Below are 23,694 nucleotides of genomic sequence, written 5' to 3' on the forward strand. Positions count from 1 at the left end.
ATGGTAGGCCGCTGCGGCGTGGCGGTCCAATAACAAATTTGCCGCACGCTATATCGAATTCGGCATCCCGCACGCTTGACAACCCATAACCGGATGGCTATAGTTAATCAATAACTCGATGGCTATGGATTTCCGATGACAAACACTCGCGACGCGCTCTTCCGGGCGCTTGCCGACCCCACGCGGCGGGCAATTTTTGAACAGCTGTGCAGCGGCGGCGAACAGACCGTTGGCGGGCTCACCGCGCACGCGCGGATTTCACAGCCGGCCGTCTCCAAACATCTGGCGGTACTCAAGCAGGCCGGCCTCGTGCTGGACCGGCACCAGGGCCGCCAGACCCACTACAGCGCACAGCTCAACGCGCTGGCTCCGTTGCAGGACTGGACCAACCAGATGACCCGATTCTGGGAAGGCCGGTTCGACGATCTTGATGACCTTTTAAAAAGGATGGACCAATGAACCAAGCTGCCCAACAACTCCGCACTGTCGTAGTCGAACGCGAGTTCCCGCATCCGCCGGAAAAGCTCTGGCGCGCGCTCACCCAGCCGCACCTGATCGAAGCCTGGCTGATGAAGAGCGATTTCCAGCCGGTTGCCGGCCACAAGTTCCATTTCAACGCGGACTGGGGTTCGGTCGAGTGCCAGGTGGAAGAAGTGGAACCGCAGAAGACGCTGTCCTACACCTGGTCCGCCTATGGCGTGGAGACCGTCGTCACCTGGACCCTGGCCGCGACAAGCAAAGGCACGCACCTGAGGATGGAGCAGGCCGGCTTCCGCCTGGACCAGGAACAGGCCTACCAGGGCGCGCAGTACGGCTGGCAGAACTTCTTCCAGCAGCTGGAGCAGGTGGTGGCGGCGGAGGCGGCATGATGGGCGAATCCACCAAACGCGCGCTGCTCCGCTGGACGCACGCCTTGCTGGCGATCCCGGTCGCCGGCTACATATACGGACCGATTGACCAGCTGCATAACTACGCCGCCTCAATACGCTACGGCTTTTTCCCGGCCATTGTGCTGCTGGGACTGTGGATGTGGAAGGGGCACCTTGTGCGGCAGGCGTTCGCGCGCATGGGCGGAAGCTTGCATCGATAGCCAGCCGCCCTCCGTGCTACGCGCGCTCCCCGTTTACCTTTCACAACATTGCAACACGTTTCGGTTGTTAGTTAACGAAATTGCGCCCATACTGCTTTATCGAATTGGCCTGACCAAAATCGATAAGCAGGCGCTATCCACGCCAAATTGTCATTAATTGGACGGACCAATTATGGCGGCTACAGGTGTGGAATCCAAGTGGCTTGGTGCAGCAGCAGGCACCAGGGTGTGGATGGTGCCCAAAAACAGTGCACATAAAAAATCGCACCCCACCTCTTGGAGACAAGCATGACAATTTCAAAGAAACAGCTCTACCGGGCACTGTGCGCTGGCGCCGTCCTGATGGCCGGCGCCAGCGCCAGCGCGCAAATTTCCTCGCTCGGCGCAACCGGCTGGGCCGCTACCGGCACCAACAACCTGGGCGGAACCGGCACCACCGGCGGCCATGGCGCGGCAGCGGCCAAGATCTATACCGTCACCACGCGTGCCGGCCTGATCCAGGCCCTGTACGGCAACACCGCCACCATCAAGGCCAACGGCTCCTTCAGCGGCACGCTAGACAACAGCAAGAAGATCATCTACATCTCGGGCACCATCAGCCTGAACCAGAACGCGGCCGGCACCGAACTGACCGCCAATGACTATCTCACCTACGCCAACGCCGCCAGCACCACTTGCGCCGGCTACGGCTACACCAGCTTCACCCAGCTCTGGAACGCCTACCTGGCCGCCTACAAGCCGCCTTACGCGAACGTTCCGCCGTCCAGCGACGCGGTGGAAGCGGCGCGCGCCTGCGCCAGCAACCAGCTGAAGAAAAACATCGTGCTGACCGTGCCGTCGAACACGTCCATCATCGGCAACGGCGCCACCGCCAGGATCATCCACGGCACCCTGATGATCAGCGGCGCCAGCTCGGCCGCGCCGGTGGACAATGTGGTGATCCGCAACGTCGCCTTCGAAGACGCGTTCGACTTCTTCCCCGCGTGGGACCCGACCGATTCCGGCGGCCGCTGGAATTCGAACTACGACACCGTGTCGATCCAGCACGCGACCCACGTCTGGATCGATCACTGCACCTTCTCCGACGGTGCGCGTACCGATGACCAGTTCCCTTCCGTGTGGGCGGCCCCGTATGACGGCGAGCTCTATCACGTCCAGCATCACGACGGCCTGCTCGACATCACCAAATCGGCCAACCTGATCACTGTGTCGCACAACCACCTACATGACCACGACAAGTCCATGCTGATGGGCGGCACCGATTCGGCCAGCCTGACGGCGGAAAATCCGGGCGTGCTGAAAGTGACCTTCCACCACAACTACTTCCAGAACCTGGTGCAGCGCAAGCCGCGCGTGCGCTACGGCATGGTCCACCTCTACAACAACTACTTCGCCGGCAGCAACACGGCCGCGCACTATGACTGGATGGTGGGCATCACGTCGGGCCAGGGCTCGAAACTGTATATCGAGAACAATGTGTTTGCCATCAGCGGCGGCGCGGCGGCCAGCGACACGATAGGCGCCTCGGTCAGCTCCGGCAGCGCGCTCACCAATTGCGCCGCCCTGTCCGGCATGAGCACGGCGCGCTGCTCGCCGTACATCTACGACAGCGGCAACCTGCTCAACGGCGCGGCAGTGAACCTCAGCGCCACCGCCAAGAGCGCCAACTCGCTGGTAACCATCAGCAGCACGCCCTGGTCGTCCGCTGCCAACCCTGCCGCCACCCCGTCGGCCACGCCGGCCAGCTACTACAGCTATTCGGTGGAAGCCACGGCCAACCTGGCCACCACCGTGCCGGCCACTGCGGGCGTCGGCAAACTGTAATAGCCGGGACGGCAGTCCGGGCTCCCGGCGATATGCGGGAGTCCGGTCTACGCCGCCAGCAGGTCCAGCTGCGCCAGGCTCACATGGCCCAGGCAACTGGCGCTGCCGGTGCCGCCCTTGTCGCCGTTCATTTCGACTTCCAGCGCGAAGCGGACGGCCGGATCGGCCGCCAGCTTGCGCAGGTAGCGCGCCACGTTCGGATAGCTGTCTTCCAGCACGCACACCTTGTGGTACTCGGCCCAGCGGCCGATCGCGAACAGGTAGGCGTCGGCAACGGTCGGCTTGTCGCCGCCCAGCAGCCATTCGCGGTCGGCGAGCAGGGCGTCGAGATAGGCATACTCCTCGCGCACATTGCCTTCGCCATGCTTGCGCAGCACGTCCTTCACCAGCGGGTCGTCAACGCCCTTGTCGTACAAGGCCCACAGCGGCGCGAACGCTGCGAACAGGTCCGTCACCAGGTAGGACAGCATTGCCGCCAGGCGGTCGGCGTCGTGCGTGCCCGGTGCGAAGCCCAGGCCTTTCGCTGCGCCGCGCTGGCCGATGTGCTGCAGGATCGCCAGGCTTTCGGTCAGGCTGTGGCCATGTGCGGTCAGCATGGCAGGGGTCTTCATGCGCGGGTTCACTTGCGCGAAGCGCTCGGGCCATTGCTCCATCATCTCGATGCGGACCAGGCGGTAAGGCTCGCCAAGCCACTCCGATGCGATGACCGAGGCCAGCGAGCAGCCGCTGGGTACGCCGTAAAAAATGACAGGTTCCATTTTGATTTTCTCCATGTGTGATTGACAGGCAGAATATACGCATGCGAACGATGGTCGAAAAGATGGCAAAATATGGATTCAAAGTCCGTAAATTTGAACGATAAATGCGAAACCTGAACGATTACTTTTACTTTGTGCTGGTGGTTGAGCAGGGTGGCTTTGCGCAGGCGGCACGGCACAGCGGCCTGCCAAAATCGACCCTCTCGACGCGGCTGGCTGCGCTGGAAGCGGAACTGGGGGTACGCCTGATCCAGCGTACCTCGCGGCGCTTCACCGTGACGGAGCTGGGGCAGGAGTTCTATCGCCACGCATCGGCCATGCTGATCGAGGCCGATGCGGCCGAAAACGTGGTGAAAGGACGGCTGGCCGAGCCAAGCGGCGCAGTGCGGATCACGGCGTCCGTGCCCACCGTGCAGACGGTGCTGGCCGAAGTGCTGGTCGACCTGGCGGTGGCTTACCCCAAGATCCAGGTATCCGTGCACGTGACCGACCGCATGGTGGACCTGGTGCAGGAGGGCTTCGACATGGCCGTACGCGACCACTTCGCGCCATTGCCCGATTCCGGGCTGGTGCAACGGCGCGTGGCCACCGAGGGCGTGTATCTGGTGGCTTCTCCCGCCTATCTTGCCGCGCGCGCCGAGCCGCAGGCGCCGCAAGACCTGGCGCGGCACGATGGCCTGATGAGCACCATGACCGGCGGCGCATGGCGGCTGGAGAGCGACTCCGGCGAACAGGCGGAGGTATCGCTCGCGGCGCGCATGCATGCGGATGAATCGAGCGTGCTGCTGCGCGCCGCCGAGGCGGGGCTGGGCATTGCCTGCCTGCCGCAGCGCATGGTCGACGAGTCACTGGCAGCGGGCCGCGTGCAGCGCGTGCTGCCCGGGTGGCGGGCCGGCACGGTGACCACCACGCTGCTGATGCCGCATCGGCGCGGGCAATTGCCGTCCGTGCGCCTGGTGGCGGACGCCATTGCGCGGGGTGCGCAGCGTAAATGAGCACCTTGTTTGCCCGTGTGCCGGGCGAACGGCCGTCAAATCGCGCTTCGCCGGCAGCGTACGCCGCGCCGCGCCGTTGCGGAACGGGGCATACTTTCCGCGTTATCGTCCTCCTTGCGAGCCGCCATGCTGAGACGCCGCTTTTTTGCCCTGCTTCCCGCGCTGGCCTTGCCGGCGGCGCGCGGCGCCGGCCGCGCGGCAAACGGGCCCTGGGATCTGCTTCGGGCCGGCCGCCATATCATCCTGATGCGCCACGCCGCTACTGTCCCCGGCATTGGCGACCCGCCCGGATTCAAGCTGGGTGATTGCGCCACCCAGCGCAATCTGTCGGACGCGGGACGGATAGACGCGGGCAATGTCGGCGCGGCCTTCCGGCGGCACGCGGTGCCCCTCGGCGAGGTGCTGTCGAGCCGATGGTGCCGCTGCATCGACACTGCGCAGCTGGCATTCGGCCGCGTGCAGCCCGCCGCCATGCTGGACTCCATGTTCAATGACGACGGGGCAGCGCGCGAGCGCAAGCTGGCGCAGTTGCGCACCTATCTGTCAGCCAGGCGCGCACCGGGCAACACGGTGCTTGTCACCCACGACGTCAACATCCGCGCGCTGGTTGCGCAGTATGTCGAGCCGGGCAGCATCGTGATCGCCTCGGCGGCGGCCAGCGGCGAGCTGGTTATCGAAGCTGTCGCCACCATTGCAGAGCTGACCCGCTGAACCGCAAAAACAAAAACGCCACCCGAAGGTGGCGTTTTCTAAATTCTTGGTGGCCCGGGGCGGAATCGAACCACCGACACAAGGATTTTCAATCCTCTGCTCTACCAACTGAGCTACCAGGCCAAGAGCCCGCAATTATACAAACCAAATTTCGTTTTGCCAAGCCCCTCTTTGTTGGCGGCATGAGGGACGCACTATAATGCGTGCTTTCCGAATTCTTGTTCTTTGAATATGACGCCATCCACCCCCTTGCCGCTCCGGCCCTTCGCTCCGCTGGAAGCCTGGTTCGCGCGCCGCACCCGCGCGCTGTCCGGCCCGCGCGCGCCCTTTATCGCTGCGCTGCTGGTGCCGCTGCTGTTCGGCCTGATGTCGCTGCTGCTGGGCCAGGACGACGGCTGGGATATGAAGAACTATCACATCTACAATCCGTACGCGCTGCTGAACGGCCGCATGGACATCGACGTCGCGCCGGCCCAGTGGCACAGCTACTTCAACCCCACGCTGGACGTTCCCTATTATTTGATGACGACCTGGTTCCCGGGGCCGGTGGTCGGCTTCGTGTTCGGCGTGCTGCACGGCCTGAACTTCGTGCTGGTGTTCGCCATTGCGCGCAACGTGCTGGGCGCGGATCAGGGCGGCGGCTACCGCGTGCCGCTGCTGCTGGCCATTGCCGGCTCCTGCAGCGCCGGCTTCCTGTCCGAACTGGGCAACTCCATGGGCGACAATATGACGGCGCTGATGGTGCTGGCCGCGCTGCTGATCCTGCTCAAGCGCTGGGACCAGCTGCAGCAATGGAGCCGCGCCGCCGTGCTGGCCGCGCTGGGCGCCGGCTTCGTCATGGGCCTGGGCACCGGCCTGAAACTGACCAACGCCACCTATGCGGTGGCGCTGTGCGCCGCCTTCTTCGTGGCGCCCGGCACCCTGTGGCTGCGCTTCCGCCTGGCCTTCCTGTTCGGCGTGGCCACCCTGGCCGGCATCGCCGTGACGGCCGGCTGGTGGTGGCTGAAAATGTGGCAGGCCTTCGGCAATCCCCTGTTCCCGCAATTTAACAGCATCTTCCGCAGCCCGCTGGCGCAGCAGGTGGCCGTGATGGACACCTTCCACTTCCCCAAGAACATGCTCGAAACGCTGTTCTGGCCGGTGGTGTTCACCTTCGACTTCCTGCGCGTGTCGGAAGTCGAACTGCGCCAGACCATCTGGCCTATCGTGTACCTGCTGTTCATCGGCGTGTGCGGCTACCTGCTGTACCTGCGCGTGGCCGGCAAGAGCAACGGCAAGCCGGCGCTGGCGCCGCGCGCCTGCTTCCTGCTGCTGTTCTTCGCGCTCGGCTACCTGGCTTGGCTGAAGCTGTTCAGCATCCACCGCTACCTGATCCCGATCGAGCTGCTGGCGCCGCTGGTGGTGTGGGTGCTGCTGCAGCGCGTGCTGCCGCAAGGCGCCGCGCGCCGCGTGGGTGGCTGGGTGCTGGCCTTCACCACGCTGGCGGTGTTCCCCTTCGTCACCTGGGGCCACGCGCCCTGGGCCAGCAAGAGCTTCAGCGCCGAGGTGCCGCCGTTCACGCAGCCGGCGTCCACCATCGTGTTCACCGCGCACGTGCATCCGGCCATGGGCTGGATGGCCACGCTGATGCCGAAAGAGGTGAGCGTGGTGTCGCTGGTCGGCTTCCCCGGCACGCAGGCGTATACGGACCGCATCAACGCCGTCATCGCCAGCCGCCCGGGGCCGCATTACGCGATGCTGTTCGCCAGTAAGAATTACAAGCAGGACAGCGTGCCGCGAAAGCTCAAGCTGGCGCAGATGCTGGGCCTGACCGATAGCGCGGCAAGCTGCGCTAAGCTGGACCGCATCCTGAAGCGCGTGCGCTTCCAGGTGCAGATGCTGCCGCTGGAAGGCGCGCCGGGCGGCCAGCACTGCGCGCTGGAGCTGCAGCCCAAGTACCGCATGGATTTGCCGGCGCTGGACCGCGCGGTAGTGGCCGAAGCGCAGAAGACGCTGCAAGGCTACCGCCTGGCGCTGGACGGCGCGGCCTGCAAGATCTACCCGGCATTCATCGGCGCCGATCCTTATCCCTACCAGCTGTGCCCCGTCACGGCGGCGCCGCGCTGAACCTGCGTGTTTGGCTATGAGCTAATGCCCGGACGCCAAATAACAGTATGCGAAATGATTCGTGGTGCCGCGCCGGCGGCCTCCCTATGATGCAGTCTCGGATTTCAACATTGCGAGACGAACAAGGAGGCTGTGATGGCGGTAGCGAAGGCGGGGACGGCAGTGCGTGCGGCGGCATGGACGGCTCAGGTGGTGGCAGTGGGCGCTTGCCTGGCGATGTCTGCAACTGCCGTGATGGCGGCGCCCAGCGTCTTCCCCACCGGCGTGACGCGCTACGATCCGGCCCGCGCCCATAACAGCTACGTGCTGTTCAGCGGCCAGGACAAGAAGACCCACCTGATCGACATGAACGGGAACGAGGTGCGCCAGTGGCCGCACGAGGGCTTCCCGCCGGTGCTGCTGGACCCCGCGCTGGCCGGCGGCAAGCGCGGCAACGTCCTGCTGCAGCTGGGTAGCGTGCCGGGCGCGCAAACCACCGGCAATGGCCTGGGCAACACCAGCATCGGCGAACTCGATTGGAACGGCAAGGTGGTGTGGCAGTGGGGCGCCGGCGCGCAGGAGGCCTACGGTTCGGCCTCGGTGGCCAGCGGCGGCGCGCCGGGCGGCGCGGCCAAGCAGCACCACGACTGGCGCCGCCTCGCCAACGGCAACACGCTGGTGCTGGCCAACCTGGTGCACGGCGTGGCCGGCTTCCAGGCCGCGCAGGTGCTGGACGATGTGATCTACGAGGTCACGCCGTCCGGTTCCATCGCGTGGAAATGGGTGGCCTCCGAGCACCTGGAGGAATTTGGCTTCACGCCCGAAGCGCTGAAGCTGGTGCGCGCCGCGCAGCCGCGCTACGGCGCCGGTCCGGTCGACTATCTGCACGTGAACAATATGGCGGTGCTGGGCGCGAACAAGTGGTTCGACCAGGGCGACCAGCGCTTCCACCCCGATAACATCATCATCGATTCGCGCGAGGCTAACTTCATCGCCATCATCGACAAGAAGAGCGGCAAGGTGGTGTGGAACCTGGGGCCGGACTATCCGGCCATCGCGGGCAGCAAGGTACCGCGGCCGGTGGACCAGATCATCGGCCTTCACGACGCGCACTTGATCGCCAAGGGCCTGCCCGGCGCGGGCAATATCCTGGTGTTCGATAACCAGGGCGAGGCGGGCTATCCGCGCGTGAGCCCCGGCATCTTCCCGCACTCGCGGGTGCTGGAGATCGATCCCATCAGCAAGCAGATCGTGTGGCAGTACACGGCCGCCGATTCCAGCCAGACCCAGTGGAGCTTCTATAGCGCCTTTATCAGCAGCGCGCGCCGGCTGCCGAACGGGAACACGCTGGTGGACGAAGGCATGAACGGACGCTTCTTTCAGGTGACGCCGCAGGGCGACATCGTGTGGGAATACGTCAGTCCCTATTTCGGCAATTCCGCCGTCGGCGGTGGAGGCAAGCAGGTGAGGACCAACTGGGTCTATCGCGCGCAGCCGGTCCCTTACGAATGGGTACCACAGGGCACTCCGCGCTCGGAAAAAGCGCTCGCCGACAAATAACAAGCAAAACAGCAGCGCCCCCGCTTGCGGCATGCCGCACGGCAGGGAGGCGCTCGCCCAAAAATTTCAAACAAGGGGAGTAATGTGGTACAGCTTTTTGCAGTAGACCGTAACGTCCGGCGCAGTTCATCGCGGCCGCTTCCGCAACTGAATACGCAACTGAATACGCAACTGAGTACTATCGCGCTGGCCGTGATGGCCACCACGGTGCTGGCCGCGCCGGTCCATGCCGCTGCTGCGGCTGCGGCTGCGGATGAAGCGCAGGCCGAGGCCTTCGCCGCCACTGCCGCCAGCGTGGGCACTGCCGCCGCCAGCGGCGCCGAGCCGGTCATCGTCGGCGCCGTGCAGAGCGTGCTGGTGACGACGCGCCGCCGCGTCGAAAGTTCGCAGAACGTGCCCACGCCGATGACCGTGCTGGGCGAGGACGCGCTGGACGGCAGCCGCACCTACCGCGTGCAGGACTTGCAGCAGCTGCTGCCCAGCACCACCATCAACTACGTGCACGCCCGCCAGATGAGCTTCGCGGTGCGCGGCCTGGGCAACAACCCGGCCAGCGACGGCCTGGAAGGCAGCGTCGGTATCTACCTGGACAACGTCTACCTGGCCCGCCCCGGCATGGCCGCTTTCGACGCGCTCGACGTGCAGCAGCTGGAACTGCTGCGCGGCCCGCAAGGCACGCTGTTCGGCAAGAACACCACTGCCGGCGTGCTCAATATCGCCACCAGAAAACCCACCTTCAACCCCGAGCGCAGCGTGGAACTGTCGGGCGGCCAGTTCGGCTACGGCCAGGCCAAGCTGGTGCTGTCCGGCGGCCTGACCGACACGCTGGCCGGCCGCTTGTCGGCCTACAAAACGCGGGACGACGGCTACATCACCAATCTGTACGACGGCGGCAAGGTGCAGGGCGGCGACCGCCAGGGCTTCCGCGCCCAGGCACTGTATGAGCCGAACCGCGACTTCAGCCTGCGCGTGATCGCCGACTACAACGAGGAAGATTCGAACAACGGCACGCTGGTCTTCTACAACGCCGGTCCGAGCGGCAGGGCGATTGCGCAGGCCAGGCTGGTGGGCGCCACGCCGGTGCTCGATCCCACCCAGCGCGCCGTCAACCTGGACTCCGGTTCGCACGTGACCGTACACCAGGGCGGCGCCTCGGCCGAGGCCAACTGGACGCTGGCGGGCGACCACAAGCTCACTTCCGTCACCGCCTACCGCTACTGGAACTTCACGCCGCGCAACGACGACGGCCTGGCCGTGCCGGTCACGCTGAACGTGGGCGCCTCGGCGCGCCACAAGCAGTTCACGCAGGAGCTGCGCTGGGCCACCCCGTCCGGCCAGCCGCTGGAGTCGGTGTTCGGCGCCTATTACTACTACCAGGAGCTGGACAACAACTCCTTCACCGTCAACGGCCCGCTGGCCGACGTCTACAACGGCAACCCGGCCGGCGCCTGGTCCAACGTGAGCAGCAACGCGCCCGGCCAGCTGCGCGTGAACAGCTACGCGCTGTTCGCCCAGTCCACCTGGCACGCCACGGACAAGCTGGACTTCACCGCCGGCGTGCGCGCCAGCTACGAGGACAAGACGGCGCGCGTGGTGCGTTTCGCGCCCACCGGCGGCGCCGCCGTCACCGCAATCTCCGCTGCCGCGCTGGCCGCGCGCAACGCCCGCTACGGCGTCTACGATTCCGGCAGCCTGGGCCTGACCCAGTTCAGCCCCACCGCGCTGCTCAGCGTAGGCTACAAGGCCACGCCGGAAGTGCTGCTGTATTCCAGCCTGTCGCACGGCGAAAAATCCGGCGGCATCAACCTGTCGGTGCCGGGCGCGGGCGGCGTGGCCTCGATGCTGGTGGGCACCGAGCGCGCCAACGCGCTGGAGCTGGGCGTGAAAAGCACCTTGCTGAACAACCGGCTGCAACTGAACGGCAACCTGTTCGCCACCGTGGTGCACGGCTACCAGAGCAACGCGTATGACCCGATCAGCCGCAGCTCCTACCTGACCAACGCCGGCGACGTGCGCACGCGCGGCCTGGAGCTTGAAGCTATCGCCACGCCGTTCAAAGGGCTGACCCTGCGCGCCAACGGCTCCTTCAATGACGCCAGCTACCTGGACTACCGCAACGCGCCGTGCCCGCCGGAGCGCAGCGCCACCTTCTGCGACCTGTCCGGCCGCAACGCGCTGGTGAACGCGCCGCGCTGGATAGGCAACCTGGGCGCGCAATATGCGCACGCGGCGGCGGAAGGCCTGCAGGCCTACTACAACGCCAACTACGCCTACCGCGCCGCCACCTACGGCACGCTGGACGCGTCCGAATACTCGAAGATTCCCGGCTACAGCGTGAGCAATTTCTCGGCCGGCCTGCGCACCACGCGCGGCGCGGCGTGGGACGTGTCGCTGTGGCTGAAGAACGCCTTCGACAAGCACTACTACACCAGCATGTGGAACAGCGGTTTCGGTTCCTACAACGCGGTGATCGCCACCCCGCGCACCGTGGGCGTGACAGCCCGCCACGAATTCTGAACAAGGAGCAGACATGAGCATCAACAAGAAACGCCGTACAGTAATCGGTGGCCTGGGTGGGCTGTCCACACTGGCGCTGTCGCCAGCGCTGGCGCTGGCCGCCGGCAAGGCCGGCAAGAACGCCGACCGCGTCCACGGCCAGCCCAACGTCATCTTCATCCTGGCCGACGACCTTGGCTGGGGCGACCTGAGTGTGTATGGACAGACCGACTTCCGCACCCCTCACCTGGACAAGCTGGCGGCGCAGGGCGTGCGCCTGACGCAGGCCTATTCCAACTCGGCGGTGTGCTCGGCCACCCGCTTCGGGCTGATCACGGGCCGTTACCAGTACCGCCTGCGCGGCGGCCTGGAGGAGCCGATCCACGGCGCCTCCGACACCATCGGCCTGCCGCCCGAGCATCCCACCTTGCCGTCGCTGCTGAAAAAGGCCGGCTACAACACCGCGCTGATCGGCAAGTGGCACCTGGGTTCCCTGCCCAATTTCGGCCCGCTGAAGAGCGGCTACGATTCCTTCTACGGCAACTACGGCGGCGCCATCGACTACTTCACCCACAAGCCGGGCGTGGGCCCGAACGTGAAGGAAGACCTGTACGAAGGCGAAGTGGCGGTGAGCGAAGTGGGCTACTACACCGACCTGCTGGGCGACCGCGCCGCCGCCTACGTGAAGAAGCAGGACAAGTCCAAGCCCTTCTTCCTGTCGCTGCACTACACCGCCCCGCATTGGCCGTGGGAAGGGCCGAAGGACGAGGAAGTGTCCAAACAGATCGACAACATCTTTCACTACGACGGCGGCGACCTGGCGACCTACGCCAAGATGGTGGTGGCGCTGGACGCGTCCATCGGCCGCGTGCTGCAGGCGCTGGAAAAGCAGGGACTTGCCGAGAACACCATCGTGGTCTTCACCAGCGACAACGGCGGCGAACGGTTCTCGAAAACCTGGCCGTTCAGCGGGCAGAAGACCGAGCTGCTGGAAGGCGGCATCCGCGTGCCCGGCATCGTGCGCTGGCCGGGGCGCGTGAAAGCGGGGCAGGTCAGCAAGCAGGTGGCCATCAGCATGGACTGGCTGCCCACCCTGCTGGCGGCGGCGGGCACGCAGCCGGATGCGGCCTATCCCTCCGACGGCCGCAACCTGCTGCCGGTGCTGCTGGGCGAGCAGGCGCCGGTGGAGCGCACGCTGTTCTGGCGCTACAAGGCCAACGCGCAGCGCGCGGTGCGGGCGGGCGACTGGAAGTATTTGAAGATCAATGGCAACGAGTATCTGTTCAATGTGGAGCAGGACCAGCGCGAGCGGGCCAACCTGGCGCGCAAGCATCCTGAGCGGCTGGCGGATCTGAAGCAGCAGTGGGAGACGTGGGATTCGTCCATGCTGCCGATTGCCGCCGATGTGCGCACCCACGGCGTCGGCGCGAAGGCGCAGGCCGACAAGTATTCGCCCCAGGCCAACGACTGAGGCGATGTCACACGGCGGCTATGGTTCGCGGCGGCGGTATTGGAGTGTTACGCCGGCGCTGTCGAACAGCAGCACCAGTTCCGCCATTTGCGGCCTGCCGTCCTCCCCCTTCGGCAGGCTTGCGGCGGGCGGGTACTGGTACTGCCATACCTCATAGCCGCTGTCGAAGCGCAGCGCGGCCGCTGGCTCCCCCAGCGCCGCGCGCGCCGCTTCTTTGCTGGCCACGCCGGGCGGCACCGGCGGCCCCGCGTCATCCATGTATTCGAAACTGAGCAGCGTATCGTCCGGCCAGCTGCGGTCCCACACCGGCGCGTAGTAGCTGCGGTCCAGCAGCACCTGGCAATCGCAATAGGGCAGGGTGGCTTCGGTTTGCGTGCCGCCCGCGTACAAGGCCCGGAACGGCAGCGCCATGCTGCGCCCGCCCGTATGCAGCGTCACCCCGAACAGCGGCCGGTCCGCAAACTGCAGGTAATTTCCCTCGGGCGAACCGCACACCCTGTCGGCGTCGGCCAGCATATCGGTCAGCCACGCGAACAGGGCGGAGTTGTTCGACACCAGTCCCGCCTCCATCCCCACCAGGCATTCCAGCCGCAGGTCGCCGAGGCGCCGCATCCCCGCCGGCACGCCCTCGCTGCGCACCATGGCGCGCCAGGTCATGCTGCTGGTCTTGCGGTTGGCCACCAGCGCCGCATCTTCGCGCAGGGCCTGTTCATTGCGCTCCAGCGTGAAGCTGTGGTCCGGCGCCATGGCCACCGGCAGCGCGATGCTGTCGCCCACCACCTTCAGGGACACGCCGTCCAGTTTCACGCCGGGCAGGCGCGGCAGCACCTGGAAGCGCAGCACGGAACGCGGCGCCAGCGCGCGTGCGCGCTGGTAGCGTTCCATGCCGCGCACCATCTTGCGGTAGGACTTGTCGACCGGGTCGCGCGTGTAGGGGATGGTCACGGTGGGCACGGCAGGCGCGGCGGAAGGCGAAGGTGCGGAGCCGCCCGCCTGCTGCGCCACGGCGGCGCAGCAGCTTGCCAGCGAGAGCGCGGCTGCGGCCAGCCGTGCCGGAATGCGGTGCGGATCCATGCCATGATGGTACGCCGGCGCGGCTTTTCGCATCGCACCGCAGGCGTGGATATATCGGCTATGATGCCAATATGTCTACTGCCATCACCCTGCCTGATGAAGGCCGGCCGCCGTTGCGGCCCATCTCGTCGCTGCCCGGACCGCGCCCCTGGCCGCTGGTGGGCAACCTGCTGCAAGTGAAGCCGCTCAGCGTGCACCGCGACATCGAGCGCTGGTGCCGGCGCTACGGCGCCTTCTTTCCCGTGTATTTCGGCCGCACCCAGGTGCTGGTGGTGGCCGGCCACGAAGCGGTGGCCGCCATCCTGCGCGACCGGCCGGACGGTTTTCGCCGCCCCACCGTGACGGCCCGGGTATCCGACGAGATGGGCGGCATGCCAGGCCTGTTCATGACCGAGGGCAGCGAGTGGCGCAACCAGCGCCGCATGGTGATGCAGGGCTTCGCGCCGCACGCCATCAAGGCTTATTTCCCATCGCTGGTGAAGGTGGCGCTGCGGCTGCGGCGCCGTTGGGACGGCGCCGCGCAGGCCGGGCAGGACATCGACCTGGCGGCGGACCTGAAGCGCTACACGGTGGACATCATTGCCGGCCTGGCCTTCGGAACCGAAGTCAACACCATCGACGGCGGCGAGGACACCATACAGCGCCATCTGGACGTGATCCTGCCCGCGGTCGCGCGCCGCAGCATCGCGCTGTTCCCGTACTGGCGCTACTTCAAGTTGCCGCAGGACCGCCGCCTGGACCGCTCCGTGGCGGCCCTGGCGAGCGCCGTCGATGAGCTGATCGCCCAGGCCCGCGCGCGCATGGCGGCCGACCCGTCACGCGCCGCCCGTCCCGGCAACCTGCTGGAAGCCATGATCGCCGCCGCCGACCAGCCGGACAGCGGCGTGGACGACCGCGCCGTGGCCGGCAACGTTTCGACCATGCTGCTGGCCGGCGAGGACACCACCGCCAACACCATCGCCTGGCTGCTGTACCTGCTGCAGCGCCATCCTCAGGCCATGCAAAGGGCGCGCGAGGAAGTGCTGCGCCACGCGCCGGACGCCGCCGCCTTCAGCATCGAGCAGATGGACGCGCTGGACTACCTGGACGCCTGCATCCAGGAAGCCATGCGGCTGAAACCGGTGGCGCCTTTCATGCCGCTGGAAGCGCTGCGCGACACGGCGGTGGCGGGCATTGAAGTGAAGGCGGGCGATCTGGTGTGGTGCGTGCTGCGCCACGACAGTGTGGCCGACAGCCATTTCCCGCGCGCCGCCGAATTCGATCCGCAGCGCTGGCTGCCGGATGCGCAGGGCGCGGTGGCGGCCGACAAGAAGGTGGGCGTGCCGTTCGGCGCCGGGCCGCGCACTTGTCCCGGGCGCTACCTGGCGTTGCTGGAGATTAAGATCGCCATGGCCATGGTGCTGGCGCGTTACGACGTGGCCGCCGTGCACACCGCCTCCGGCGCGGAGGCGCAGGAAATCATGGGCTTTGTCATGTCGCCGGAAAGCCTGGCGCTCAGGTTGACCATGCGCGTAGAACACTATTAACTCGATACCATCGATTGTTAAATATAATTACTACTGTGACAATTGTATAGAATCCAACTAGTTGATTGAAATATACTCCCCCACGACTAAAATGAAGCTCAGCTTTGCCCACGCAAACGACCAGGGGAGTACAACCATGAAGACCAATAAAACGATCCAGATCCAGGGGAAATATCTCGCAGCAGCCATCGCCGCACTGGCCCTGTCCGGCTGCGCCGGCACCCAGCCGCAACTGGGCGGCGGCGGCACCGTCGCCACCGGCGCGGCCGGCGGCGCCACTGCGGCCAACGCCAGCTCTCAGCTGGAAAAATGCGACAAGCCGCTCGGCACGCTGGGCGTGGTGGAAGACCAGTCCGCGCCGTGGTACCACGCGCTGTCCCAGTACAAGCTGGGCTCCACCGTGCCGGTGCTGCGCATGATGATCCAGCAGTCCAACTGCTTCGTGGTGGTCGAGCGCGGCGCGGCGCTGAAGAACATGAACATGGAGCGCGACATCCAGCAGAGCGGCGAAATGCGCGCCGGCAGCAGCTTCGGCAAGGGCCAGATGGTGGCCGCCGACTACACCATGAGCCCCACCATCGCCTTCAGCCAGAAGGGCACTTCCGGCGTGGGCGGCGCGCTGGGCGGCTTCGGCCTGATCGGCAGCGTGGCCGGCATGGTCGCGGGCGGCATGAAATCGAATGAAGCGGCCACCACGCTGATCATGATCGACAACCGCTCCGGCGTGCAGCTGGCCGCAGCCGAAGGCAGCGCCAAGAACTTCGACTTCAACATGTTCGGCGGCGTGTTCGCGGGCGGCTTTGCAGGCGCGGGTGGCTATTCCAATACGCCTGAGGGTAAAATCCTGATCGCCGCCTTCATGGATTCGTACAACCAGCTGGTGAAAGCGGTGCGCAACTACAAGGCGCAGGAAGTCGCGGGCGGCCTGGGTACCGGCGGCGCGCTGGGCGTGCAGGGCGGCAGCACGCCGGCCTCGCAGCCGGCGGCGCCAGCCACCAAGACTCCTGCCAAGAAGGACACCAAGAAAAAGTAAAGGATAGTGCATGCGTAAACTGCTTGCGGGAGGAGTGGCCATGCTGATCGCAGGCAGTGCCTGGGCGGCTCCGGTTCAGGAGGTGGGGGAGCGCTACATGAAGCTGGTGCTGGCCGTGGGCCAGCATGACGCTTCCTATGTGGACGCCTATTACGGACCGGCGCAGCTGCAGGAGCAGGCGGCCAGGGAGAAACTGAGCCTGGCCGCCATCCGCACTGAGGCGGAGGCGGCGCGCAAGGCGCTGCCCCCGGCCGGCGGCGGCGACGCGGATGAAGCGTTGCGCATCGCCTTCCTCGACAAGCAGCTGCAGTCCATGGTGATGCGGGTCGATATGCTGGGCGGGAAGAAGTTCAGCTTCGACGAGGAAACCGCCACCATGTACAACGCGGTGGCGCCCCGCAACGACCGCGCCTACTACCTGGAGCTGCAGGAGCGCATCGGCAAGCTGTTGGGCGGAGAAGGCCCGCTGGCCGACCGCGTGAAAGCGTTCCGCGCCCGCGTTGAAATCCCCAAGGACAAGCTGCGTCCCGTGATGGAGGCTGCCATCCGCGCCTGCCGCGAGCGCAGCGCGAAGTATATCTCCATGCCGGCCAATGAAAGCTTCGTGCTGGAGTTCGTGCAGAACCAGCCCTGGTCCGGCTACAACTGGTACAAGGGCGACGCGCACAGCCTGATCCAGATTAATACCGAATTCCCGATCTATATCGACCGCGCGGTGGACCTGGGCTGCCATGAAGGTTATCCCGGCCACCACGTCTACAACGCGCTGCTGGAGCAGACCCTGGTCAAGGGCCGGAACTGGCAGGAGTTCAGCGTCTATCCGCTGTATTCGCCCATGTCGCTGGTGGCCGAGGGCAGCGCCAACTACGGCATCCTGATGGCGTTCACGCCGGAGGAGCGGCTGGCCTTCGAGCGCGACGTGCTCTATCCGCTGGCCGGGCTGGATCCGGCGCTGGCCGAAAAATACGCGGCGCTGACGCAGCTGTTCAGCAAGCTGGCCTACGCCGACAACGACGCCGCGCGCGCCTACCTGGACGGCAAGGCCACCCGCGCGCAAACCGTGGAGTGGCTGGTGAACGTGCTGCTGTATCCGCCCGAGAAGGCCGAGCAGCGCATCCGCTTCTACGACGCCAATCGGGGCTACGTCATCAACTACACCGTGGGCGCCGACCTGGTTGGCGACTACGTGAAGCGTCACGCCACCTCGGCCGATCCCGAAACGGCGCGCGCCCAGCGCTGGGCGGCGTTCCGCCAGCTGCTGTCGTCGCCGCGCCTGGCCGGCAGCCTGCGCTGACCGTCAGTCGCCGGCGTTGACGTTGCCGATGCCGTTGACGGTCTTGTGCATGTGGCGCGGTTTGCCGTAGTAGGTCAGGCTGCCCATGCCGTTCACCACCGCGTTCAGCGTGTCGCGCGCGGTGACCTTCACATTGCCGATGCCGTTGAAGTTCACGTCGGCGCGCTCGGTGTCGAGCTCCTTGGTGTCCACTTCGCCCACGCCCTGCGCCTTCAGGCGCAGCAGCTTGACTTTACCCTGCGCGGCGAAGCGGCCCGCGCCCTGGTAGCTCACGTCTAGGCGTTCGCCCGACATGTTCTTCAACACCGTCTCGCCCGCGCCTTCGCCGATGAATTTGACCAGCGACGGCACCGTGATGATGATGCGCGGATCGCCGTTGGAATTCTTGGTGCCGCCGTCGCGGTGGTAGATTTTCAGTTCGCCGTTCACCACCTCGGTGGCCAGGTTGCTGATGAATTTATCGGTGCCGGACAGTTTCACGGATTGCGTTTTACCGGCTTCCACCACGATGCTGTAAGCGCCTTTGCTGTCGATGGCGGTGAACGGCTGCAGCGTGCGTACCTGTTCATCGGCGTGGACGGCGGCGGAGGCGGAGAAGGCGAGCGTGGCGATGGCGGTTTGGATCAGGAGACGGCGCATGGTTTTTCCCTGGATTTATATGAGTTGTCAGTGAGGCCATTGTAATTTCGCGCGCGCCGCCTTGGTGGTTTTTGCGACGAACTGCAAATTCGCGGGAGTCAATTGCAACATCGCTTGCCCCTGCGGGGTGATAGGCATACCATGGGCGCGCCTTCACAGACCCGATCGACTATGCGCAGCACGGCCGCCCCTAACCGACGCCTGTCCCGCCTTTCAGTGCACCTCTGGCTGACGCTGGGCGTGTCGCTGCTGCTGGCCGCCAGCTTCGTGTTCTACGTGCGGGCGGAAAAAAGGATAGACGTCGCCAACGACGTGCGCCAGCGCTCCACCTTCCTGGCCGGCGAGCTGCGCCAGTCCTCGGACGAGCTGACCCGCATGGCGCGCAGCTTCGCCGCCACCGGCGACCCGGTCTACAAGCGCCACTTCGAGCAGATCCTGGCGGTACGGGACGGGCGCCTGCCGCGCGCCGCCAAGCACCCGGACATCTACTGGGACCTGCCGGCGGACGCCACCTTCACCGGCCCGCCGGGCAACGCCGTGCCGCTGCACGAACTGATACGGCGCGCCGGCTTCAACCCGCAGGAGATCGGCGTGCTGGAGCAGGCCAGGCAGCGCACGGATGCGCTGACGGCCACGGAATTTGCCGCCATGCGCCTGGTGGAGCAGGCCGTGCCGGGGACGCCGGGCAGCGCGGCGGCGCGCGCGCAGGCCAGCGCCATGCTGCACGACGCCGCCTACCATCGCGCCAAGGCCGGCATCATGGAGCCGATCCGCCAGTTCGCCATCATGACAGACCAGCGCACGCTGACCGCGGTGCGGCTCAGCGAGCAGCGCGCGCTGCAGCTGCGGGTGGTGTTCCTGGGCCTGGTGGCCATGCTGCTGGTGCTGGTGTGGATGGCGCGCGGCGAAGTGCTGGCGGTGCTGGGCGGCACCGTGCCGCAGCTGTACAGCCACATCGCCCGCCTGGGCAGCGGCGACTTTTCCGCCCCGCTGCCGGACGCGCCGCGCGACAGTGTGCTGGGCTGGATAGGGGAAACCCAGCAGCGCCTGGCGCAGACCGACGCCGAGCGCACGCTGGCTGAGAAGGAGCTGGCCAGCTACCGCAGCCGGCTGGAGCAGCTGGTGGACGAACGCACGCGCGCGCTGGCCAGGGCGCTGGACCGGGCCGAAGCGGCCAATCGCGCCAAGAGCGTGTTCCTGTCGAACATGAGCCACGAGCTGCGCACGCCGCTCAATGCGGTCATCGGGTTCTCGGAGCTGATGACGCGTTCGCAGTCGCTGGGCGAGGACGAGCTGGAGAACTTGCGCTTCATCCATTACTCGGGCAAGCATTTGCTGACGCTGATCGACCAGGTGCTGGCGCTGTCGCGCACGGATGCGGAGCAGGCGGCGGGCGCGCTGAGCGACGTCGGCCAGCTCGGCACGCTGCCCACGCTGCCGCCGCCGCAGCAGCTGCAGTCGCAGGCTTCGGCCGGCGCCGGGGATGAGCCGGCGCCCGGCTCGGCGCCCGCCGCCGTGCTGCCGGCCGACGTGCAGGCGCTGGACGGCGCCATCTACAACGCGCTGTGCAACGCCGTCCAGCACCTGGACCGCAACCAGCTCAATGAGCTGCTGCTGCGCGTGGCGCCGCAGCACCCGGTGCTGGCGCGCGGCATCGAAGCGATGGCGGAACGGCTCGAATACCGCGAACTGTGGGACGCGCTGCAGCAGGCCCGCAGCACGGGGTAAGCAGCGGCCAAGCAGCGGCCAAGCCGCTCCGGCGCGTGTCAGGCAATGGTCTGCACCGTGCCGCCCTCGGCGCGGATGGCTGCGCCGTTGATGACGGCGGCGCGTTCGCTGGCCAGGAACGCCACCACGTTGGCCACCTCGGCCGGCTTGGCCAAGCGGTAGATCAGCGACGACGGCCGATTCTCCTGCATGAACTTGCGCTCGGCATCCGCATACGCCAGCCCCGGATTGACCGATTCGATAAAGCCCTTCAGGCTCTCCGTCTCGGTCGGCCCCGGTAACACCGCGTTGACGGTGACGGCGGTGCCCCTGGTCAGCTCGGCCAGGCTGCGCGAGACCGACAGCTGGGTGGCCTTGCTGGCGCTGTAGTGCGCCATGGCGGCCATCGGCGTGAGCGCCACTTCGCTGGAGATGAAGATCACGCGCCCGTGGCCGCGCTCCAGCATGCCCTTCATATAGGTACGCGCCAGCCGAACGCCGCTCCACACATTGGTTTCGAACATGGCCTGCCAGGCTTCATCAGTGGTGCTGAAAAAATCGCTCAGCGCATAGCTGCCCATGTTGTTGACCAGGACGTCCACCTGCGGGTACGCGGCGGCGGCGGCCAGTTCGCTGCCGGCCACGCTCATGTCGGCCACCAGCGGCAGCACGCGGCCGGCGCCGAAGCGCGCGCCAAGCGCGGCCACCGCGCGCTCCACCGTGGCCGCGCTGCGGCCATTGACGATAACGCTGGCCCCGTCCTCCAGCAGTTGGGCGGCAATGGCGTAGCCGATGCCGGAAGTCGATGCGCTTACCAGCGCGGTTTTACCTTGCAGATTCAAATCCATGACAGCACTCCTCGGTTGATTGGTGGAGCCAGTATGGTTGCGCGCGATTGCTTTGATAATTGCTTGTAATGGAATATGATTTGGGAATTGAATTCACATATGGGGCAGCGCTTGGACAGCCGTAGCGGCGAAATGCTGGTATTCACCAAGGTGGTCGAGACGGGCAGTTTTTCAGCGGCGGGCAAACTGCTGCAGCTGAGCGCGTCGGCGGTCAGCAAGCTCATTACGCGGCTCGAGGGGCGGCTTGGGGCGCTGCTGTTCCAGCGTTCCACGCGGCACTTGGCCGTCACGCCGGAAGGGCGGCGCTATTACGACAGCTGCGTGCGCATCCTGGCCGACATCGAAGAAGCGGAGCAGGGGGTGGCGGGCGATGCGGTGGCGCCGGGCGGCGTGCTGCGGGTGAACGTGTCGCTGCCTTTCGGCACGCACCTGATCCTGCCGCTGCTGCCGGAGTTCACGCAGCGCTACCCGGACGTGGTACTGGACTTGTCTCTGACGGACGCGCTGGCGGATCTGCAGCGCGAGGCGGTGGACGTGGCCATCCGCATGGGGCCGCTGGCCGACGCCAGCTTCCGCGCCCGCGTGCTGGGCCGCAGCCGGCGCGCAGTGGTGGCCGCGCCGCGCTACCTGGAGCAGTGGGGCGTGCCGCAGGAGCCCGGCGCGCTGGCCAGGCACCGCTGCTTCAATTTCAATTTCAGGCGCTCGCTGGACGAGTGGCCATTTCGCATCGGCGGGCAGACGGTGCACCTGCCGGTACAGGGCGGCATCCTCACCAACAACGGCGAAACCATGCGCCAGCTCACGTTGGACGGCCTGGGCATCAGCCGCCTGGCCATGTTCCACGTGGCGGCCGACGTGCAAGCCGGACGGCTGGTGGAGCTGCTGACCGACTACAACCCGGGCGATACGGAAGAGATCACTGCTATCTTCAGCAATCAGCGCCATATGCCGTTGCGGGTGCGCGTGTTCATCGATTTCCTGCTCGAACGCGCGAGCCCGCTACTGGCCGCGGCTTAGCCTTTGCGGCGGCGCCGGTGGAGGGCCAGCGCGCCCAGCGCGGCGGCCGACAGCAGCAGGCTGGAAGGTTCAGGGATGGTCGAGGCCGGCGTGCTGCCGTCCAGGCGGAAGGGGATGCCGCCGGCGCGCACCAGCACCGTGCCGGTGTCTTCATGCTGGTGCAGGAAGCTGCCGTTCGGGTCGTCGGTATTGGCGGTACGGAATTCCAGATCCAGCCCATAGAAGCTCAGCAGGTAATTGCCGGCGTCCAGCATCAGCCCGCTGGTGTTGAAGCTCACGTCGTAGAACGTGGTGAAGGGGTAGCTGACGATGGTGTTCGGTATGGCCGTGTAGTCGCCGATATTGAGCGTGCGGGTGTAGACGGCGCTGCCGATGCTGCCGTTTCCGGCGTCGTTGTAAACGGTAAAGGTGTAAGCGCCGAAGAAGGGATCTTCCGTCAGGCCCATCTGGAAGAACACGCTGTCGATGTTGCGCGTGCCGGCCAGGCTGAAATCGTCGTACAGGCGCTGCTGCTGCAGCGCGGTGGAAAAGTAGCCGCTGGCCGGCGAGAAGTCCTGCCCCAGGCCGTTATCGTAGATGACGTCGGCGTGGGCCAGCGAGGTGCAGGCAGCGAGCAGAGCCGCGAGGAACAGGCGTTTCATGCTTAATCCCAGGAAATATTTGTAAATGAGAAATATTAAGCATGTTTCATGCCTGTTCCGCAAACGCGCTGAAATCAAGGGTTTGCGGGGGCAGTGTTACCAGGACTGTAAAGTTTCTCGACAGTCCGGTGTGGCAGTCTGTTATATCAAGGCGCCGAACACTTTGCCGATCAGCTTGCCGCCGGTGCCGGGCGGATCCTTGCGTCGCCGCCGCTGAGGATGTTCCTGGCGTCGGTCAGCGTCATTTTCTTCATGGCGTCCACCAGCAGCGGCTAGCCGTAGCCCTCGGCCGCCAGGTAGGCATGCACCAGCACGCCGAGCTGGCGCCGCAGCGCGGCCGCGTCGGTGCGCGGGCCGTCTTCCATGATGCGCTGGGTGAGCAGGCTGTAGGACGCGGTATGGACCACCCAGGCGGCCTGCCCCAGCGCAGCAGCCGGCTCCTGCTCCTGCTCCGGCCCCGGCCGCACGGCGCGGGCCAGCGCGGCGGCCCACATATCGGTGGCCAGCCGGTACAGGCGCGCGTAGGCTTCCGGCGTGGAGATGCGCCGCTCCAGGTGCAGCAGCGCCTGCCATTCCGCCGCGCTGCCCGCAAAGCGCTGCACCATGCGGTCCAGCATGGCGTCCACCAGCCCGGCCGGCTTGGCAAGCTCCGCAGTTTCGGCCAGCTCGGTGACCACCGCCTTCATGCGCGTGCGCAGGCAGACGGCGGCCAGCGCCTCCTTGTTGGGGAAGTACTCGTAGAAGGTGCCGACGCCCACGCCGGCCACGGCCGCCACCTCGCGGATGGTCACGCCCTCGTAGCCGCGTTCCAGCAAAACCCGAACAAAGGCTTCCTGCACGGCCAGCGAAGTGGCCCAGGAGCGCGCCTGGAGCGGCCTGCGGCGGGGCTTCTGGCGGACCGCGCGGCTGGAATCTGTCATGGGGG

21 protein-coding genes and 1 tRNA gene are annotated in these 23,694 nt (G+C 66.2%); 15 read left to right on the plus strand and 7 right to left on the minus strand.

Annotated features, from left to right (window positions below):
- Positions 1–135 precede the first annotated feature (135 nt).
- The 4 genes from AC56DV_RS17795 (at position 136) to AC56DV_RS17810 (ending at position 2,914) form a co-directional block, all read left to right on the plus strand.
- Entirely contained in the window at positions 136–459 is a 324-nt protein-coding gene (locus AC56DV_RS17795; RefSeq protein ID WP_496315567.1) for an ArsR/SmtB family transcription factor, read from the plus strand.
- Positions 456–869 carry an SRPBCC family protein gene (locus AC56DV_RS17800; protein WP_496315568.1) on the plus strand — a complete coding sequence of 138 codons (414 nt, stop codon included), beginning with the start codon at positions 456–458 and terminating at the stop codon, positions 867–869. The genes AC56DV_RS17795 and AC56DV_RS17800 overlap by 4 nt, the downstream gene beginning before the upstream one ends.
- Positions 866–1,090: a hypothetical protein gene (locus AC56DV_RS17805; RefSeq protein WP_496315569.1), complete on the plus strand. Its 225-nt coding sequence runs from the start codon at positions 866–868 to the stop codon at positions 1,088–1,090. The genes AC56DV_RS17800 and AC56DV_RS17805 overlap by 4 nt, the downstream gene beginning before the upstream one ends.
- Positions 1,091–1,378: 288 nt before the next feature.
- On the plus strand, positions 1,379–2,914 hold the full coding sequence (locus tag AC56DV_RS17810) for a pectate lyase family protein (protein ID WP_496315570.1): 1,536 nt from the start codon (positions 1,379–1,381) through the stop codon (positions 2,912–2,914).
- 47 nt (positions 2,915–2,961) lie between these two features.
- Here the strand turns inward: AC56DV_RS17810 and AC56DV_RS17815 are convergent, their stop codons facing one another.
- Positions 2,962–3,672, minus strand: a complete 711-nt coding sequence (locus AC56DV_RS17815; protein WP_496315571.1) for a glutathione S-transferase family protein — start codon at positions 3,670–3,672, stop codon at positions 2,962–2,964.
- A 104-nt stretch (positions 3,673–3,776) separates the two neighbouring features.
- Between AC56DV_RS17815 and AC56DV_RS17820 the strand changes: the two genes are divergently transcribed.
- On the plus strand, positions 3,777–4,667 hold the full coding sequence (locus AC56DV_RS17820; protein ID WP_496315572.1) for a LysR substrate-binding domain-containing protein: 891 nt from the start codon (positions 3,777–3,779) through the stop codon (positions 4,665–4,667).
- Between the two features lie 126 nt (positions 4,668–4,793).
- Positions 4,794–5,378 (plus strand): histidine phosphatase family protein, encoded by a 585-nt coding sequence (locus AC56DV_RS17825; protein WP_496315573.1) that lies wholly within the window; start codon positions 4,794–4,796, stop codon positions 5,376–5,378.
- A gap of 47 nt (positions 5,379–5,425) precedes the next feature.
- On the opposite strand, the gene AC56DV_RS17830 is transcribed toward AC56DV_RS17825, so the two are convergent.
- Positions 5,426–5,501 (minus strand) — tRNA-Phe (locus tag AC56DV_RS17830).
- A 108-nt stretch (positions 5,502–5,609) separates the two neighbouring features.
- Between AC56DV_RS17830 and AC56DV_RS17835 the strand changes: the two genes are divergently transcribed.
- The 4 genes from AC56DV_RS17835 (at position 5,610) to AC56DV_RS17850 (ending at position 12,990) form a co-directional block, all read left to right on the plus strand.
- A complete protein-coding gene (locus AC56DV_RS17835) occupies positions 5,610–7,484 on the plus strand; it encodes a hypothetical protein (protein WP_496315574.1) in 1,875 nt (624 codons plus the stop codon).
- A gap of 135 nt (positions 7,485–7,619) precedes the next feature.
- Positions 7,620–9,023, plus strand: a complete 1,404-nt coding sequence (locus AC56DV_RS17840) for an aryl-sulfate sulfotransferase (RefSeq protein ID WP_496315575.1) — start codon at positions 7,620–7,622, stop codon at positions 9,021–9,023.
- Between the two features lie 195 nt (positions 9,024–9,218).
- Positions 9,219–11,540, plus strand: a complete 2,322-nt coding sequence (locus AC56DV_RS17845) for a TonB-dependent receptor (RefSeq protein WP_496315647.1) — start codon at positions 9,219–9,221, stop codon at positions 11,538–11,540.
- A 13-nt stretch (positions 11,541–11,553) separates the two neighbouring features.
- On the plus strand, positions 11,554–12,990 hold the full coding sequence (locus AC56DV_RS17850; RefSeq protein WP_496315576.1) for a sulfatase family protein: 1,437 nt from the start codon (positions 11,554–11,556) through the stop codon (positions 12,988–12,990).
- A gap of 18 nt (positions 12,991–13,008) precedes the next feature.
- Here the strand turns inward: AC56DV_RS17850 and AC56DV_RS17855 are convergent, their stop codons facing one another.
- Entirely contained in the window at positions 13,009–14,064 is a 1,056-nt protein-coding gene (locus AC56DV_RS17855) for a hypothetical protein (protein WP_496315577.1), read from the minus strand.
- 71 nt (positions 14,065–14,135) lie between these two features.
- Here AC56DV_RS17855 and AC56DV_RS17860 point away from each other — a divergent pair, with 71 nt between their 5' ends.
- The 3 genes from AC56DV_RS17860 (at position 14,136) to AC56DV_RS17870 (ending at position 17,917) form a co-directional block, all read left to right on the plus strand.
- Positions 14,136–15,590: a cytochrome P450 gene (locus tag AC56DV_RS17860; protein WP_496315578.1), complete on the plus strand. Its 1,455-nt coding sequence runs from the start codon at positions 14,136–14,138 to the stop codon at positions 15,588–15,590.
- Positions 15,591–15,726: 136 nt separating this feature from the next.
- Entirely contained in the window at positions 15,727–16,623 is an 897-nt protein-coding gene (locus AC56DV_RS17865; RefSeq protein WP_496315579.1) for a CsgG/HfaB family protein, read from the plus strand.
- Between the two features lie 10 nt (positions 16,624–16,633).
- On the plus strand, positions 16,634–17,917 hold the full coding sequence (locus AC56DV_RS17870; RefSeq protein WP_496315580.1) for a hypothetical protein: 1,284 nt from the start codon (positions 16,634–16,636) through the stop codon (positions 17,915–17,917).
- A 3-nt stretch (positions 17,918–17,920) separates the two neighbouring features.
- Here AC56DV_RS17870 and AC56DV_RS17875 read toward each other — a convergent pair whose 3' ends face one another.
- Positions 17,921–18,556: a GIN domain-containing protein gene (locus tag AC56DV_RS17875; protein WP_496315581.1), complete on the minus strand. Its 636-nt coding sequence runs from the start codon at positions 18,554–18,556 to the stop codon at positions 17,921–17,923.
- Positions 18,557–18,772: 216 nt separating this feature from the next.
- On the opposite strand from AC56DV_RS17875, the gene AC56DV_RS17880 reads away from it, so the two are divergent.
- Entirely contained in the window at positions 18,773–20,284 is a 1,512-nt protein-coding gene (locus AC56DV_RS17880) for a histidine kinase dimerization/phospho-acceptor domain-containing protein (RefSeq protein ID WP_496315582.1), read from the plus strand.
- A gap of 38 nt (positions 20,285–20,322) precedes the next feature.
- On the opposite strand, the gene AC56DV_RS17885 is transcribed toward AC56DV_RS17880, so the two are convergent.
- Positions 20,323–21,111 (minus strand): SDR family NAD(P)-dependent oxidoreductase, encoded by a 789-nt coding sequence (locus AC56DV_RS17885; RefSeq protein WP_496315583.1) that lies wholly within the window; start codon positions 21,109–21,111, stop codon positions 20,323–20,325.
- A gap of 111 nt (positions 21,112–21,222) precedes the next feature.
- Here AC56DV_RS17885 and AC56DV_RS17890 point away from each other — a divergent pair, with 111 nt between their 5' ends.
- On the plus strand, positions 21,223–22,128 hold the full coding sequence (locus AC56DV_RS17890) for a LysR substrate-binding domain-containing protein (RefSeq protein WP_496315584.1): 906 nt from the start codon (positions 21,223–21,225) through the stop codon (positions 22,126–22,128).
- Here the strand turns inward: AC56DV_RS17890 and AC56DV_RS17895 are convergent.
- Both AC56DV_RS17895 and AC56DV_RS17900 read right to left on the minus strand, forming a co-directional pair.
- Positions 22,125–22,769, minus strand: a complete 645-nt coding sequence (locus tag AC56DV_RS17895; RefSeq protein WP_496315585.1) for a PEP-CTERM sorting domain-containing protein — start codon at positions 22,767–22,769, stop codon at positions 22,125–22,127. The genes AC56DV_RS17890 and AC56DV_RS17895 overlap by 4 nt on opposite strands.
- A gap of 272 nt (positions 22,770–23,041) precedes the next feature.
- Complete coding sequence (locus AC56DV_RS17900) at positions 23,042–23,689, minus strand: TetR/AcrR family transcriptional regulator (RefSeq protein ID WP_496315586.1); 648 nt, start codon at positions 23,687–23,689, stop codon at positions 23,042–23,044.
- Positions 23,690–23,694: the final 5 nt, after the last annotated feature.

The sequence above is a fragment of the Massilia sp. BGA-UO-ETr-WB1 genome (assembly GCF_059567845.1).

What these genes read in the sequence shown, in the direction of transcription:
- AC56DV_RS17800 (WP_496315568.1), top strand. Translation starts at nt 456, where the DNA reads ATGAACCAAGCTGCCCAACAACTCCGCACTGTCGTAGTCGAACGCGAG.
- AC56DV_RS17870 (WP_496315580.1), top strand. Translation starts at nt 16,634, where the DNA reads ATGCGTAAACTGCTTGCGGGAGGAGTGGCCATGCTGATCGCAGGCAGT.
- AC56DV_RS17805 (WP_496315569.1), top strand. Translation starts at nt 866, where the DNA reads ATGATGGGCGAATCCACCAAACGCGCGCTGCTCCGCTGGACGCACGCC.
- AC56DV_RS17895 (WP_496315585.1), bottom strand. Translation starts at nt 22,769, where the DNA reads ATGAAACGCCTGTTCCTCGCGGCTCTGCTCGCTGCCTGCACCTCGCTG.
- AC56DV_RS17865 (WP_496315579.1), top strand. Translation starts at nt 15,727, where the DNA reads ATGAAGACCAATAAAACGATCCAGATCCAGGGGAAATATCTCGCAGCA.
- AC56DV_RS17900 (WP_496315586.1), bottom strand. Translation starts at nt 23,689, where the DNA reads ATGACAGATTCCAGCCGCGCGGTCCGCCAGAAGCCCCGCCGCAGGCCG.
- AC56DV_RS17855 (WP_496315577.1), bottom strand. Translation starts at nt 14,064, where the DNA reads ATGGATCCGCACCGCATTCCGGCACGGCTGGCCGCAGCCGCGCTCTCG.
- AC56DV_RS17820 (WP_496315572.1), top strand. Translation starts at nt 3,777, where the DNA reads ATGCGAAACCTGAACGATTACTTTTACTTTGTGCTGGTGGTTGAGCAG.
- AC56DV_RS17835 (WP_496315574.1), top strand. Translation starts at nt 5,610, where the DNA reads ATGACGCCATCCACCCCCTTGCCGCTCCGGCCCTTCGCTCCGCTGGAA.
- AC56DV_RS17885 (WP_496315583.1), bottom strand. Translation starts at nt 21,111, where the DNA reads ATGGATTTGAATCTGCAAGGTAAAACCGCGCTGGTAAGCGCATCGACT.
- AC56DV_RS17815 (WP_496315571.1), bottom strand. Translation starts at nt 3,672, where the DNA reads ATGGAACCTGTCATTTTTTACGGCGTACCCAGCGGCTGCTCGCTGGCC.
- AC56DV_RS17875 (WP_496315581.1), bottom strand. Translation starts at nt 18,556, where the DNA reads ATGCGCCGTCTCCTGATCCAAACCGCCATCGCCACGCTCGCCTTCTCC.
- AC56DV_RS17840 (WP_496315575.1), top strand. Translation starts at nt 7,620, where the DNA reads ATGGCGGTAGCGAAGGCGGGGACGGCAGTGCGTGCGGCGGCATGGACG.
- AC56DV_RS17860 (WP_496315578.1), top strand. Translation starts at nt 14,136, where the DNA reads ATGTCTACTGCCATCACCCTGCCTGATGAAGGCCGGCCGCCGTTGCGG.
- AC56DV_RS17850 (WP_496315576.1), top strand. Translation starts at nt 11,554, where the DNA reads ATGAGCATCAACAAGAAACGCCGTACAGTAATCGGTGGCCTGGGTGGG.
- AC56DV_RS17825 (WP_496315573.1), top strand. Translation starts at nt 4,794, where the DNA reads ATGCTGAGACGCCGCTTTTTTGCCCTGCTTCCCGCGCTGGCCTTGCCG.
- AC56DV_RS17845 (WP_496315647.1), top strand. Translation starts at nt 9,219, where the DNA reads ATGGCCACCACGGTGCTGGCCGCGCCGGTCCATGCCGCTGCTGCGGCT.
- AC56DV_RS17810 (WP_496315570.1), top strand. Translation starts at nt 1,379, where the DNA reads ATGACAATTTCAAAGAAACAGCTCTACCGGGCACTGTGCGCTGGCGCC.
- AC56DV_RS17795 (WP_496315567.1), top strand. Translation starts at nt 136, where the DNA reads ATGACAAACACTCGCGACGCGCTCTTCCGGGCGCTTGCCGACCCCACG.